This window comes from Streptomyces sp. NPDC047028, from assembly GCF_040644095.1.
Lineage (GTDB): Bacteria > Actinomycetota > Actinomycetes > Streptomycetales > Streptomycetaceae > Streptomyces.
This window is the reverse complement of sequence record NZ_JBEYVS010000018.1, coordinates 50,769-64,583: the sequence shown is the minus strand read 5'-3', so window position 1 is coordinate 64,583 and position 13,815 is coordinate 50,769. Positions and strand designations below refer to the sequence as shown.

Sequence of the window (13,815 nt, the reverse complement as noted above, 5' to 3'; positions counted from 1 at the left end):
CTACGGATTGGAAGGCACGACCATGGCGGGACCCGTCCTGGAAATGCGCGCGATCGTCAAGACCTTTCCCGGTGTCAAGGCGCTGTCGGACGTCACCCTGACCGTCCGGCAGGGCGAGGTCCACGCCATCTGCGGGGAGAACGGCGCCGGGAAGTCCACCCTGATGAAGGTGCTCTCCGGCGTCCACCCCCACGGAAGCTACGACGGCGACATCCTCTTCGAGGGCGCTCCCTGCGCGTTCAGGGACATCCGGGCGAGCGAGCGGCGCGGCATCGTCATCATCCACCAGGAGCTGGCGCTGGTGCCGTACCTCTCCATCGCGGAGAACATCTTCCTCGGCAACGAGCACGCCCGGCGCGGGCTCATCGACTGGACCGAGACCCTCGGGCACGCCACCGAACTGCTGCGCCGGGTCGGTCTGGACGAGCACCCGGAGACCCGGGTCGCCGACATCGGCGTGGGCAAGCAGCAGCTCGTGGAGATCGCCAAGGCGCTGTCGAAGCAGGTGAAGCTGCTCATCCTGGACGAGCCGACGGCCGCGCTGAACGACGAGGACAGCGGCAAACTCCTGGGCCTGATCCTGGAGCTGAAGAAGCAGGGCATCACCTCGATCATCATCTCGCACAAGCTGAACGAGATCCGCCGGGTCGCCGACTCGGTGACGATCCTCCGGGACGGCCGGTCCATCGAGACCCTGGACGTGAAAGCCTCCGGGACGACCGAGGAGCGGATCATCGCCGGCATGGTCGGCCGGGACCTCGACAGCCGCTTCCCCGAGCGCACCCCGCACGAGCCCGAGGAGGGGGCGGCACCGGCGCTGGAGATCCGGGGCTGGACCGTGCGCCATCCGATCGACCAGCAGCGCAGGGTCGTCGACGACGTGTCGATCCAGGTGCGCCGCGGGGAGATCGTCGGCATCGCGGGCCTGATGGGCGCCGGCCGCACCGAACTCGCGATGAGCGTCTTCGGGCGCAGCTACGGCCGGTACGCGGGCGGCACGGTCCTCAAGGACGGCCGGGAGATCCGTACGAGGACCGTCGCGGAGGCGGTCGGGCACGGCATCGCCTATGTCACCGAGGACCGCAAGCACTACGGCCTGAACCTGATGGACACCATCAACCGCAACATCTCGCTGACCGCGCTGCGGAAGGTGGCCCGGCGGGGCGTGGTCGACGAGCACGAGGAACGGCAGGTCGCCGAGGGTTTCCGCACGTCGATGAACATCAAGGCGCCGACCGTGTTCGAGCCGGTGGGCCGGCTGTCCGGCGGCAACCAGCAGAAGGTCGTCCTCAGCAAGTGGATCTTCGCCGGTCCCGAGGTGCTGATCCTGGACGAGCCGACGCGCGGTATCGACGTGGGCGCCAAGTACGAGATCTACACGGTCATCGACCGGCTCGCCGCCGAGGGCAAGGCGGTCGTCTTCATCTCCTCCGAGCTGCCCGAACTGCTCGGCATGTGCGACCGCATCTACACGATGGCCGCCGGGCGGCTGACCGGTGAGGTGCCGCGGGCCGAGGCGACACAGGAAGTGCTGATGCGCCACATGACGAAGGACCAGCAGAACCGGACGGACCGGCAGGACCGGCAGGAGCAGAGGGACGAAGAGGTGTCGCGATGAGCACGGATGTGACCGCCAAGAGCCCGGCCCCCGCGCCGCCGGGCGGCAGCGGCCCGGCGGCCGCCGGCCCCGGACTGCTCGGCGTCCTGCTGAGCGGCCTGCGCCGCAACATGCGCCAGTACGGCATGCTGATCGCGCTCGGCCTGATCGTGGTGCTGTTCGCGATCTGGACCGACGGGGACCTGCTGCTGCCGCGCAACGTCTCCAACCTGGTGCTGCAGAACAGCTACATCCTGATCCTCGCGATCGGCATGATGCTGGTGATCATCGCCGGGCACATCGACCTGTCGGTCGGCTCGCTCACCGCGTTCGTCGGCGCCTTCGCGGCCGTGCTCACGGTCAGCCACCACGTGCCCTGGCCGATCGCCCTGGTCACCTGTCTGCTGGTGGGCGCGGTCGCCGGGTCGCTCCAGGGATTCCTGATCGCCTACCTCGGCATACCGTCGTTCATCGTCACCCTCGCCGGGATGCTGCTGTTCCGCGGCCTGACCGAGATCCTCCTCAAGGGCCAGACCCTCGGCCCCTTCCCCGACGGCCTGCAGAAGATGGGCAACGGCTTCCTGCCCGAGACAGGACCGGACACCAACTACCACAACCTCACCCTGCTGCTCGGCCTGGTGCTGATCGCGGCCGTGGTGTGGCAGGAGGTCCGCGACCGGCGCCGGCAGCAGGAGTTCGCCCTCGACGTGCTGCCCGCCCGGCTCTTCCTGCTCAAGCTGACCGCCCTGGTCGCGGCGATCCTCGTCCTCACCCTGCTGCTCGCCAGCTACAAGGGCGCCCCGATCATCCTGATCGTCCTCGGCGCGCTCGTCGTCGGCTACGGCTACATCATGCGCAACGCGGTGTTCGGGCGGCACATCTACGCGATCGGCGGCAACCTGCCGGCGGCCAAGCTGTCCGGCGTCAAGGACAAGAAGGTCACCTTCTACGTCTTCCTGAACATGGGCGTGCTCGCGGCCCTGGCGGGTCTGGTGGTCGCCGCCCGCCTGAACGCGGCCTCTCCGAAGGCGGGCGTCAACTTCGAACTGGAGGCCATCGCCTCCTCGTTCATCGGTGGCGCCTCGATGAGCGGCGGTGTGGGCACCGTCCTCGGCGCGATCATCGGCGGCCTCGTCCTCGGCGTGCTGAACAACGGAATGAACCTCCTCAGCGTCGGCACCGACTGGCAACAGGTCATCAAGGGCCTCGCCCTGCTGGTGGCGGTCGGCTTCGACGTGTGGAACAAGCGCAAGTCCGGTTCGTGATCGGCCCGACGACAGGGAGCTGAAATGGAACTGAACAGACGCACGGTCATCGCGGGCGCCGCGGCGGCGGGCCTCGCCACCACCGCCCTCGGCACGGGCACGGCCCGGGCTAGCACCGGTCACGGAGGCCGGAAGCCGGTGCGGGAGCCCTTCGGCAGGCTCGCCGACGGCACGAGGGTGCACCGCTGGTCACTGGAGAACGGCGGCACCCGCCTCAAGGTCCTCTCCTACGGCGGCATCGTCCAGACCCTGGAGATCCCCGACCGGCACGGCCGGCCCGCCAACGTGGTCGCGGGCTTCGACAACCTCGACGACTACGTGGCCAAGAGCCCCTACTTCGGCGCCCTGATCGGCCGCTACGGCAACCGCATCGGCAAGGGCCGGTTCACCCTCGACGGCAAGGAGTACCAGCTCTCCGTCAACGACGGCGTCAACAGCCTGCACGGCGGGGCGAAGGGCTTCGACAAGCACGTGTGGGACGTCGAGCCGTTCACCGACGGCCCCGACGCCGGCCTCCACCTCCACTACACCAGCATCGACGGCGAGATGGGGTACCCGGGCACGCTCCGGGTGAGGGTGACGTACACCCTGAACGGGCGGGGTGAGTGGCGGATCGACTACGAGGCCACCACCGACAAGCCGACGATCGTCAACCTCACCAGTCACGTGTACTGGAACCTCGCCGGTGAGGGCAGCGGGAGCATCGAGGACCACGAACTCCGCATCGCCGCGTCCCGCTACACCCCGACGGACGCGGGCCTGATCCCCACCGGGGAACTCGCCGCCGTCGCCGGCACGCCGTTCGACTTCCGGCACGCGAAGCCCGTCGGGCGGGATCTGCGGGCGGGGCACGTTCAGCAGGTGCAGGCGAAGGGGTTCGACCACAACTGGGTGCTGGACAAGGGGGTTACCGAGCGGCCGGAGCGCGTGGTGAGGCTGCGGGAGCCGCGCTCCGGGCGCGTGTTGGAGATCGCTACGGATCAGCCTGGGCTGCAGTTCTACAGTGGGAACTTTCTTGACGGGACGCTCGTCGGGACCGGGGGGCGTGCCTATCGGCAGGGGGATGCGCTTGCGCTGGAGACGCAGCACTTTCCGGACTCGCCCAACCATGGGGGGTTTCCTTCGACCGTGCTGAGGCCGGGGGCTGTTTATCGGAGTACGACGGTGCATTCGTTCGGTGCCTGACCATCTGCGGGTGCGTTGTGGCTTGTCGCGCCCACGCGGCGGAGCCGCACATCGATACAGCTCCGCGCCCCTTAAGGGGCGCCCCGCTGAGCCGTGTTGAACATGTGCGGCCATGACTCCGTATACAAGGGCGGCCCGTGCTTCTCCGCGCGGGTCGTCCTTGAGCGGAGGTCCTCTTGGCCGGGAACGTCACCTCGTTGTTCCGTGACGCCGTTGCGGCGGACCCGGTCGACTTCTGCGTTCCGTGCAACCCGTACTTCCCCACCCCCGACATGTTCGAGGAGATGGCGGGCCGGCTGCGGGAGATCGTCACGTACTACCCGAGTGACGCCGGGACCATCACCGCCGAGCTGTGCGACCTGCTCCAACTGCCGCCGCAGTGCGTGGCGATGGGGAACGGTGCCACGGAGCTGATCACCTGGATCGACCACCTGCTGGTCCGTGAGTCCCTCGCCGTCCCGGTCCCCAGCTTCGGCCGCTGGACCGACCAGCCGATGGAGACCGGCAAACGCGTCGACATGTTCCCGTTGCAGGAGGCGGGCGACTTCGCCCTGGACCTCGCCCAGTACGCCGGCTTCATCCGCGCCCGGGGCACCCGCGCCGCCGTGATCTGCAACCCCAACAACCCCGACGGCGGCTGCCTGCGGCGGCAGTCGGTGGTGCAGTTCATGGACGCGATGGCCGACCTGGACCTCATCGTGGTCGACGAGTCCTTCCTGGAGTTCGCCGACGCGGAGACGGAACCCAGCGTCGTCCAGGAGGCCGTGCTGCGCCCCAACGTGGTGGTGCTGCGCAGCCTCGGCAAGAACTTCGGCCTGCACGGCATACGCTTCGGCTACCTGGTGGCCAACCCGGCGCTGGCGGGCCGGGTCCGCTCCATGCTGCCGAAGTGGAACCTCAACTCCTTGGCCGAACACATGGTGTTCATGCTGCGCGAGCACGGGCCCGAGTACGCGCAGAGCCTGCTCCAGGTGCGCCGGGACCGCCTGGAGATGTCCGGCCAACTGTCCGCCCTGCCCGGCCTCACCGTCTACCCCTCGCAGGGGAACTTCCTCTTCGTGCGCCTTCCCGTCGGCGCCGAGGGCACCGTGGTCCGGGACCGGATGCTCGCCGAGCACCGGATCCTGGTCCGCGAGTGCGGCAACAAGATCGGTTCGTCCAGCCGCTTCCTGAGACTCGTGGTGCGCCCCCAGGCCGACGTGCGTCGCCTGGTGTCCGGCCTGGAGCAGGTGCTCTACGGGACCAGGAGGGGAGCCGCCGTACCCGAGCCGGGCACCGGGACCAGCTACAGCTCGGGTACGGCGGCCGTCGACCGGCTGGTGAACGAGTCCAACGGGTCCGGGCTGCGCCTCACCGTGGCCGTTCCCCCTCCGGCCGTCGGCACCGGCATGCCGCTCCCCGCCGCCGCCCCACCGGCACCAGGGATGCCGCTGCCGACGGCAGCACCAGCACCGGTCTCGGCACCAGCAGCGACCTCGGCACCGACACCGGCACCGGTTCAGCAGCCGGCGCCCCAGGTGCCGCAACCCGTGGCGGCGGCCCAGCAGCCCGCGCCGGTCCCGGCGTTCGTGCCCGCGCCAGTCCCGGTACCCGTATCCCGGCCGGTACCGGCCGTATCCCCGCCGGTTCCGGTCCCGGCGCCCGCCGTCGCCCTCGGCCCCACCCCGGTAGGTGTTCCCGCCCGGGGTGGTCTGACCGCCGCCCAGGTTCGCGGGATGACCGCTCCGGGCTCGCCCGTTCCCGCCGCGCCCGCCGGCCTCACCCCGGCTCCGGCGACCGGCTGGCCCCACGCGCAGGGCCGCTCCGACGCCCAGAGCTGGCCCGATGCCCAGAGCTGGCCGAACGCAGCGGGGATGGGGCAGACGGGCTGACCCGCGGCGGTGCCGCGGGCCGGCCCCCTGGATCAGTTCGCGGGGCACTCCTTCCAGGCCATGTGGTAGACGGTGCTGATGTCGCCGTCGGTCGAGTCCATGGTCATGAAGCTGACCTTGTCGGTGTCGGTGCCCGCCTTCACGCGCAGTTCGGTGTTGATGTTGAAGTTGCGGAGGGCGCCGCAGGGCGCCCAGACCAACTGGGCCCAGTCGGTGCTGTCGGTGGCCTCCCAGTCGTCGTTGTAGGGCCCGCTGAACGGGTGCGTCTTGAACGCGGTGCTCGAGGAGCCCTGGAAGTAGTACGAGGCCCGCTGGGTGCCCGACGCTCCCGGCTGCAGCGCGAGGAAGCCCCGGTAGTCGGCGCTGGCGATGGCGTAGGTGAAGCCCTGGGGGACGTGGACGATCAGGTTGAGCTGGCAGTTCTTGCGGAACGCCGTGGGCTCGGAGTCTCCTCCGGCCTGGGCGAGGTAGTCGCTGTAGGTCACGGTGAACGCGGTGTTGTCCGGTGAGACGGCGACCGCGGCGGTGCCCTGCGGGCAGCCCGAGCCGTTCACCGTGGCGATGTCGATCACGATCTTGTCCGGGGGCGGGTTGTCCACCACCGGGGACGCCGCCTGTGCGGGCATCGCGGTGGTGAGCAGGGCCGCGAGCGCTCCCGCGCCTGCGAGCAGGCCTCCAGCCATGGGTTTCTCCCTGTCGTCGAGTGGGGGGTCGGCCTCCGGCCCACCAGGAGTGCCGTGGTGCAGGGGAGGAACTGTGCGCAACCTGTGAAGACCGGGAGGCGATCGCATCGTAGGAAGCCGTGGGACGGCACGGCAGGGCCAACTCCGGCCATTCACTTCGCTGTTTTCACTTCGTTTTCGGTGTTCTCACCCAGCCGCGGCCGGCCGCCTACGGGTTCTCCCAGGCCGCCGGCTCCGCCGCCAGCCGCCGTACCGGTTCCGGGAGGCGGTCCGCCGCGAGGTCGGCCAGGGTGACGCCCTCCAGGATGCGGCGGACGTTGGCGCGCAGGGCGATCCACAGCGGCAGGAGGGGTTCGGCGGTGCCGGTGTACGACAGTCCCGTGGGGCGTTCGCCCCGGACCGAGACGATCGGGCCGTCCACCGCCCGGATGACGTCCGCCACGGTGATCCGCGCCGCGTCGCGGGCCAGCCGGTGGCCGCCGCCCCCGCCGCGCCGGCTGAGCACGATCTCGGCGCGCCGCAGGTCGGCGAGGATCCCTTCGAGAAACTTGTGCGGAATGTCCTGCTCGGAGGCGATCTCCTCCGCCTTCACGGGGCCGTCGTCCTGGCGTACGGCCAGCTCCACCACCGCCCGTACCGCGTAATCCGCGCGTGCCGAGATCCTCATGCGTCCATTGTGGGCCGTACCTCCGTGGAGAATGGCCGGGCCCGCGCCCCGTAAGATCGCCCGGGAGGATCCCTTGGCGCTCAGCAGACGTACCTTCACCGCCCTGGCCGGCTCGGCCGCGCTCGGCCTCGCCCTGGGCGGCAGCGGCGGCACCGGCGCGCCCTCGGCCTACGCCGCGCGCGGCGGCCCCGCCGGCCCCCTGTCCGGTCCGCCGGAGGCCGACGGGGAGCGGCACACCGTGGGCTACGACCGGCACTCGCTGCTGGTCGACGGGCGGCGCCTGGTGCTGTGGTCGGGCGAGATGCACCCGTTCCGGCTGCCGAGCCCGTCATTGTGGCGGGACGTCCTGCAGAAGATGCGGGCGCACGGCTTCAACGCCGTCAGCATCTACGTGGCCTGGAACTACCACTCCCCCGCGCCCGGGCAGTACGACTTCACCGGTGTCCGCGACCTGGACCTGTTCCTGCGCACGGCCGCCGAGACCGGGCTGTACGTGATCCTGCGGCCTGGCCCGTACATCAACGCCGAGGTCGACGGCGGCGGCTTCCCGGGCTGGCTGTCGGCGACGAAGGGCACGGCCCGCACCGCCGACCCGACCTACCTGGGGCACGTCGACGCCTGGCTGACCGAGGTGAACCGGATCGCCCGCCGGCACCTGTTCACCCGGGGCGGGGGCACCGTCCTGCTCTACCAGATCGAGAACGAGTACGACTCCCACACCGGCGAGCCGACGGGCCGGGACTACATGTCCCACCTGTACAAGAAGGTGCGGCGGGACGGGATCGACGTCCCCCTGTTCCACAACGACAAGGGACGCAACGGCTACTGGGTGCCCGGCTCGTTCGACACGGGCGGGGACAAGGGCGGCTGGCTGTACGGCTTCGACGGGTACCCGTCGCCGTCCACGACCCCGCCGGACTGGGGGCTGTTCGGGCCCGGTGGGGCGAAGGGCGGGGCCAGTGCCTCGCCGGACACGCCCGGGTTCGTGCCCGAGTTCGGGGGCGGCTGGTTCGACCCGTGGGGCGGGGCCTGGTTCGACGGCAAGGGGTACGCCGAGGCCCGGCGCACCCGGGACGCCGCCTACGAGCGCCGCTTCTACCTGACGAACCTCGCCAACGGTCTCACCCTGCACAACGTCTACATGACGTTCGGCGGCACCTCGTGGGGCTGGCTCCCGGCGCCGGTCGTCTACACGTCGTACGACTACGGCGCCGCCATCGACGAGGCCCGCAACGTCACCCCGAAGATCGCCCCGATGCACACCCTCGGGCATCTGCTGCAGCGCGTGCCCGACTTCGCCCGGCTGGAGAAGGCGGCGGACGTCAAGGCGAAGGGGCTGAAGGTGTACCACCTGAGGAACCCCGAGACCGGCGCCCACGTGTACGTGGCCCGCAACGACGGCACGGACGCGGTCACCGCCGACCTGCCGACCGCCGCCGGCGCCGTCCGGCTCACAGTGCCCGGCAAGGACGCCCGGCTGCTGACCACCGGGCTGTCGCTGGGCAGGCGGAGCCTGAAGTACTCCAACGCGCAGCCCATGACCCGCCTGAACACCGGGCGGCTGGACGTCGCGGTGTTCACCGGGCGCACCGGCGAGATGGCCGAGCTGGTCCTGAAGTGCCGGCAGGAGCCCGTCGTCAACCGGCTCGACCCCGAGGCGGCCTGGGTGTTCGACCGCGACGAACTGCGGGTGAACGTGCCGCTGGGCAAGGGCGGCCTGACCCGGGTGATGGTCGAGCAGGGCGACAGCGAGGTCCCGCTGCTGCTCCTCTTCGCCGACGACCCGACCGCCGTCCAGATCTTCCCGTACGACACCCCGTCCGGCACCCTCCTCGTGTACGGCCCGGCGCTGCTGCGCCACGCCGAAGTACGCGGCTCCGAGGTGCACTTGACCGGTGACGTCATCGGCGCGACGACCCTGGAGGTGTGGGGGCCGCGCGCGGTCACGAGCGTCGTCTGGAACGGCCGCCCGGTGGCCACCCGGGTCACCCGGTCGGGCAGCATGATGTCCACCGCGATGCTGCCCGCCGCTCCCGAGGTGCGGCTGCCGAAGCTGGGCGGCTGGCGGATGCGGACGGAGAACCCGGAGGCCGGGCCCGGCTTCGACGACTCCGGCTGGAAGCCGGCCGACAAGACGTCGTCGTACAGCACCACGCCCGTGCCGAAGGGGCAGCCGGTGCTGTTCGCGGACGACTACGGCTTCCACTACGGCGACGTCTGGTACCGGGGCGAGTTCACCGACTCGTCCGCCGTCGAGCGGGTCTCCCTCGCCCACAGCACCGGCACGCAGGGCCTGTTGATGGCGTGGCTGGACGGGGAGCCGCTGGGCACCCACCGCATGCCGGTGCCCGACAAGGACACCACGATCCGCAAGGGCACGTGGGCCGGGACCGCCGTGTTCGACGTGCGGGAGCGGCTGCGCTCACCGGGCCGCCATGTGCTGTCGGTCCTGGTGCGGCGGATGCAGCACGACGAGGACGGCAAGGCCCAGGACACCCACAAGGCGGCACGCGGACTCACCGGGGTCACCTTCGAGGGCGCGTCGCCGAAGGTGCGGTGGCGGATTCAGGGAGAGGCCGCCCCGGACCCGGTGCGCGGCCCCATGAACAACGGCGGGCTGTACGGCGAGCGGGAGGGCTGGCACCTGCCCGGCCTGGACGACCGGGACTGGGAGAAGGTGACGTTCCCGCGGTCCGAGCGCCGGCAGGGCGTGACCTGGTACCGGACGTCCTTCCGACTGTCCGTGCCGGGCGATGTCGACGCCTCGGTCGGCCTGGTGCTGGAGGACGACCGGTACCGCGCCTACCGCGCGCAGATCTTCATCAACGGCTGGAACCTGGGCCAGTACATCAACGACGTGGGTCCCCAGCACACGTTCGTGCTGCCGGGCGGCATCCTGCGCACCCGGGGCGACAACACCCTGGCGCTGGCGGTCCTCTCCGAGTTCACCACGCTGTCCGGGCCGGGCACGGCACGCCTGACCCTGCTGGGCCACGCGGCCGGCGGGACCCCGGTGACCCCGGTGCCCTCCCCCGGTCACTGAGGCGCCTGTGGTCGTTCCCGGTTGAACCACGGTCACCGGATCGCATGACGCGAACACATCCGGGCGCGTACGCTCGAACCAGCCGCAGACCGGCGGTGATGAGGGGGTGCGATGACCATCGCGGGCGCGCGGAAGCGGGCGGCACGGCTGACCGCACGGCTGCGTCACGTCCGTCCGGGTGCGGCGCAAATACCGCGTCCCGGTGCGGAGAAGCCGCTGCGCCCGGGTTCGGCGAAGCGGCTGCTCGCCGCCGACCTCGCCGCGGCGGTCCACGCCCGGCCCGAACCACCGGCCGGGGTGCGGGAGGTGTGCCGGGCGCTGTGCGAGGAGATGAGCGCGCGCCGCGCCGGACGGCCGCTGGAACTGCGGTTCGAGCGCTTCCCGGACGAGATCGAGGTGACCGGACTGTGCGTGGAGTTCCAGGACTTCGACCTGGTCATCGTGGAGGAGCGGGCCGAGGCCGTGCAGCAACTGGTCATCCTGGGCCATGAGTTGTGGCACCTGCACGCGGGGCACCGGCACCACCACCTCGCGGGGGCGGCCGTCGCCCGGGCCCTCGGTGACACCTCCGAGTGGCAGGACACCGCGCTGACGGTGGCCGCCCGCAACGGCTCCCGGAAGGCCGACGAGGCCGAGGCCGACGACTTCGGGCACCGCCTCGCCACCCTGTTCCGGCCGCACGTCTCCGGCACCGGGCCCGGCGCCCCGCTGGACCCCGTGCAGCGTGTCCTCGGCTACCGCGGACGGGGAGGAGCCGCGCGGTGACCCTGCTGGCGCTGGACCCCTCGGGGTTTCTCAGCGAGTTCTACATCTCGTTCTGGATCCCCACGGCGGTGCTGACCGCCGCGCTCGTCATCAAGCTGCCCACGATCATCCGGTTGTGGCGGGACCCGCTGCTGCGCGCGGTCGGCGGTCTGCTGATCCTCGCCTGCGCCGTGTTCGTGTTCTGCGCGCCGTCCACGATCGCCGCCGTCAACCGGCTGACCGGGGTGACCAACATCTCGGCGCCGTGGTGCTATTCGCTCCTCACCGCGTTCTGCGGCTCCTGTCTGCTGCTGATCATCACCTGGCGCAACGGCCTGTCCGACCGCTCGGCCGCCACCCGGCGCGCGATGCGCTGGGTGGTGTCGGTGTACTCCGGGGTGATCGTCGTCCTGTGGGTGCTGTTCCTGCTCGCCGACGCGCCCGTGGAACGGCTCACCGACCTGGACACGTACTACGCCAACACCCCGTTCATGCGCGAGGAGATCGTCCTCTACCTCGTCGCGCACGCCGTCGCCGTCCTGATCACCTCCCGGCTGGTGTGGAACTGGGTGCGCACGGAGGGACTGGACCTCTGGCTGCGCTGGGGGCTGAAGCTGCTCGGCGTCGGCTACGTGCTGAACCTGATCTTCGACGCGTCCAAGCTGACCGCGGTCGCCGCGCGCTGGTGCGGGCGGGACCTGGACTGGCTGAGCACGAACCTCGCGCCGCCGGTGGCCGCACTGTCGGCGATCCTGATCGCGGTCGGCTTCATCCTCCCGCACGCCGCGCAGTACCTGCACGACCGCTGGCGGATCCGGCTCGCCCACCGTGAACTGCGGCCGCTGTACCGGCTGATGCGCTCGGCGAGCGGGGACGGCGTGCCGAAGGTGCTGCGGGCGACGCCCGAACTGCGGTTGACCCGGCGGGAGACGTTCATCCGGGACGTGCTGCTGCCGCTGTCCCGGCACATCGACACCGTGCTGGGCGGACGGTCGTACGACGCCGCGCTCGGTCTCGGGCATCCGCCGGAGCGGGCGCGGGCGCTGGCCGCCGCGGTGTGCATCCTCGACGCCGTCGAGAAGAAGGCCCGTACGCCGGAGTCGGCCGAGCCGGCCGACGGGCCCGACACCACGAACCTCCTCCAGGAGATCGGGGCCGTCTCCCGAGCCCTCCGCCGTCCCGACGACATCGAGGCGGTCCGCGCACGTGCGGACGCCCCAGCAGAGAGCGTTGCCGTACATGAGTGATCGAATACCCACCGCCGTCGTCCTGGGCGGCTCCCTCGCCGGGCTGCTCGCCGCGAGCGCCCTGGACCAGGCCGGGTTCCGGGTGACCGTCGTCGAGCGCGACGCGCTGCCGGACACGCCCGCGCCGCGCAAGGGGCTGCCGCAGGCGCGGCACGTGCACCAGCTGTGGTCCGGCGGGGCCCGGGCCATGGAACGGCTGCTGCCCGGGGCGACCGAGCGGTTGCGGGCGGCCGGGGTGAACCGGGTGCCGGTGACCACGGACGTGGTGGCGCTGTCCCCGCACGGCTGGTACCGGCGGTGGGCCGAGTCGGCGTTCATGCTGCCGGCCGGCCGGGACCTGCTGGACTGGGTGGTACGGCAGCTCGTGCTGACCGACGGGCGGATCGGGCTGCTGGAGCGGACGGAGGTGCTGGGCCTCGTCGGCTCGGCCGGCGGGGCTGTGACAGGTGTCCGGCTGCGCGGCCCGGCGTCCTCCGGCGACGAGGTTTCGGAGCGGACCCTGACGGCGTCGCTCGTCGTGGACTGCACGGGGCGGGGGTCCCGGGCGCCGCACTGGCTGCGGGAACTGGGGCTGCCCGAGCCCGAGCGGCGCGAGGTCGACTCCCGGCTGATGTACGTCAGCCGGTTGTTCCGGGCGCCGGAGGGGGCGCGGGACGGGTTCCCCGTGGTGAACATCGAGCTGGACCCGCGGGGTGGCCGGCCCGGCTCAGGGGGCGTGCTGATGCCCATGCAGGACGGCACGTGGATGGTCACGCTGATCATCCGGCAGGGCGGTGAACCGGCCCCGGACGCGGGGGACTTCGTCCGCTACGCCCACGAGGGGCTGCGGCACCCGGTGATCGGGGAGCTGCTGGCCGGCGCCGAGCCGCTCACCGAGGTGGCGGTGACCCGGACGACGGCTAACCGGCGGTTCTTCTTCGAGCGGATGCCGGTGTGGCCGGAGAACTTCGTGGTGCTCGGGGACGCGGTGTGCGCGCTGAACCCCGTGTACGGGCACGGCATGTCGGTGGCCGCGCAGTCGGCGCTGGCCCTGCGGGACGTGATCGCCGAGCGGGGTGCCGGCTCTCCCGGTCTCTCCCGGCACCTGCAGCGGGCGGTGGGTCGTACGGTCCGGGCGGCCTGGGACCTCGCGATCGGGTCGGACGTGTTCCACCCGGGGGCGACGGAGACGGGGCCGACGGTACGGGACCGGGTGCTGTCGGCGTATGTGGGGCGCCTGCTGTACACGGCGACCGGCAACGGCCGCATCGCGCGCCGCGTCACGGACGTGACGTCCCTGGAACGCGGCGCGCACACCCTCCTGACCCCCACGATGCTGCTGGCCGCAGCAGTAGGCCCCCTGAAGCCGCCTCTCACGGGCCCGCCCCTGACCCCAGAGGAACGCAAGGCAGCGGGCATCTCCTGACCACCGGCCCAGCCACCCGGGGGGTGGGTCCCCCCACCGACGCTGCCAGGGTGCCGTTGCGACCGCCCGGCGGTGGGTCCGCTCACCGGCACTCCAGGGTGCCGCAGC

10 protein-coding genes are annotated in these 13,815 nt (G+C 71.4%); 8 read left to right on the top strand and 2 right to left on the bottom strand.

The features are described 5' to 3' along the window. The first annotated feature begins 22 nt into the window (after positions 1–22). The 4 genes from mmsA (at position 23) to ABZ854_RS17900 (ending at position 5,918) form a co-directional block, all read left to right on the top strand. Positions 23–1,618, top strand: a complete 1,596-nt coding sequence (gene mmsA / locus ABZ854_RS17915) for a multiple monosaccharide ABC transporter ATP-binding protein (protein WP_361211308.1) — start codon at positions 23–25, stop codon at positions 1,616–1,618. Next, the gene (gene mmsB, locus ABZ854_RS17910) at positions 1,615–2,862 is read left to right on the top strand and encodes a multiple monosaccharide ABC transporter permease (protein ID WP_361211305.1); all 1,248 of its coding nucleotides are present in this window, start codon (positions 1,615–1,617) and stop codon (positions 2,860–2,862) included. Before mmsA ends, mmsB begins: the two co-directional genes overlap by 4 nt. Before the next feature lie 24 nt (positions 2,863–2,886). Next, positions 2,887–4,047, top strand: coding sequence for an aldose epimerase family protein (locus tag ABZ854_RS17905; RefSeq protein WP_361211302.1), 1,161 nt, complete (start codon positions 2,887–2,889; stop codon positions 4,045–4,047). Positions 4,048–4,223: 176 nt separating this feature from the next. Further along, a complete protein-coding gene (locus ABZ854_RS17900; RefSeq protein ID WP_361211299.1) occupies positions 4,224–5,918 on the top strand; it encodes a histidinol-phosphate transaminase in 1,695 nt (564 codons plus the stop codon). 32 nt (positions 5,919–5,950) lie between these two features. Here the strand turns inward: ABZ854_RS17900 and ABZ854_RS17895 are convergent, their stop codons facing one another. Then, positions 5,951–6,601 carry a DUF4360 domain-containing protein gene (locus ABZ854_RS17895; RefSeq protein ID WP_361211296.1) on the bottom strand — a complete coding sequence of 217 codons (651 nt, stop codon included), beginning with the start codon at positions 6,599–6,601 and terminating at the stop codon, positions 5,951–5,953. Positions 6,602–6,809: 208 nt separating this feature from the next. Continuing rightward, positions 6,810–7,268, bottom strand: coding sequence for an Rrf2 family transcriptional regulator (locus ABZ854_RS17890; protein WP_361211293.1), 459 nt, complete (start codon positions 7,266–7,268; stop codon positions 6,810–6,812). A 73-nt stretch (positions 7,269–7,341) separates the two neighbouring features. Between ABZ854_RS17890 and ABZ854_RS17885 the strand changes: the two genes are divergently transcribed. The 4 genes from ABZ854_RS17885 (at position 7,342) to ABZ854_RS17870 (ending at position 13,707) form a co-directional block, all read left to right on the top strand. Then, positions 7,342–10,311, top strand: coding sequence for a beta-galactosidase (locus tag ABZ854_RS17885; RefSeq protein WP_361211290.1), 2,970 nt, complete (start codon positions 7,342–7,344; stop codon positions 10,309–10,311). 111 nt (positions 10,312–10,422) lie between these two features. Further along, the gene (locus tag ABZ854_RS17880) at positions 10,423–11,076 is read left to right on the top strand and encodes a toxin-antitoxin system, toxin component family protein (protein WP_361211287.1); all 654 of its coding nucleotides are present in this window, start codon (positions 10,423–10,425) and stop codon (positions 11,074–11,076) included. Then, positions 11,073–12,302 carry an MAB_1171c family putative transporter gene (locus ABZ854_RS17875; RefSeq protein ID WP_361211284.1) on the top strand — a complete coding sequence of 410 codons (1,230 nt, stop codon included), beginning with the start codon at positions 11,073–11,075 and terminating at the stop codon, positions 12,300–12,302. Before ABZ854_RS17880 ends, ABZ854_RS17875 begins: the two co-directional genes overlap by 4 nt. After that, on the top strand, positions 12,295–13,707 hold the full coding sequence (locus ABZ854_RS17870) for an FAD-dependent monooxygenase (RefSeq protein WP_361211281.1): 1,413 nt from the start codon (positions 12,295–12,297) through the stop codon (positions 13,705–13,707). Before ABZ854_RS17875 ends, ABZ854_RS17870 begins: the two co-directional genes overlap by 8 nt. The last annotated feature ends 108 nt before the right edge of the window (positions 13,708–13,815 follow it).

Bases quoted from the DNA above. Each gene is read 5' to 3' on its own strand.
- mmsA (WP_361211308.1), top strand. From the start codon at position 23: ATGGCGGGACCCGTCCTGGAAATGCGCGCGATCGTCAAGACCTTTCCC.
- mmsB (WP_361211305.1), top strand. From the start codon at position 1,615: ATGAGCACGGATGTGACCGCCAAGAGCCCGGCCCCCGCGCCGCCGGGC.
- ABZ854_RS17905 (WP_361211302.1), top strand. From the start codon at position 2,887: ATGGAACTGAACAGACGCACGGTCATCGCGGGCGCCGCGGCGGCGGGC.
- ABZ854_RS17895 (WP_361211296.1), bottom strand. From the start codon at position 6,601: ATGGCTGGAGGCCTGCTCGCAGGCGCGGGAGCGCTCGCGGCCCTGCTC.
- ABZ854_RS17890 (WP_361211293.1), bottom strand. From the start codon at position 7,268: ATGAGGATCTCGGCACGCGCGGATTACGCGGTACGGGCGGTGGTGGAG.
- ABZ854_RS17880 (WP_361211287.1), top strand. From the start codon at position 10,423: ATGACCATCGCGGGCGCGCGGAAGCGGGCGGCACGGCTGACCGCACGG.
- ABZ854_RS17870 (WP_361211281.1), top strand. From the start codon at position 12,295: ATGAGTGATCGAATACCCACCGCCGTCGTCCTGGGCGGCTCCCTCGCC.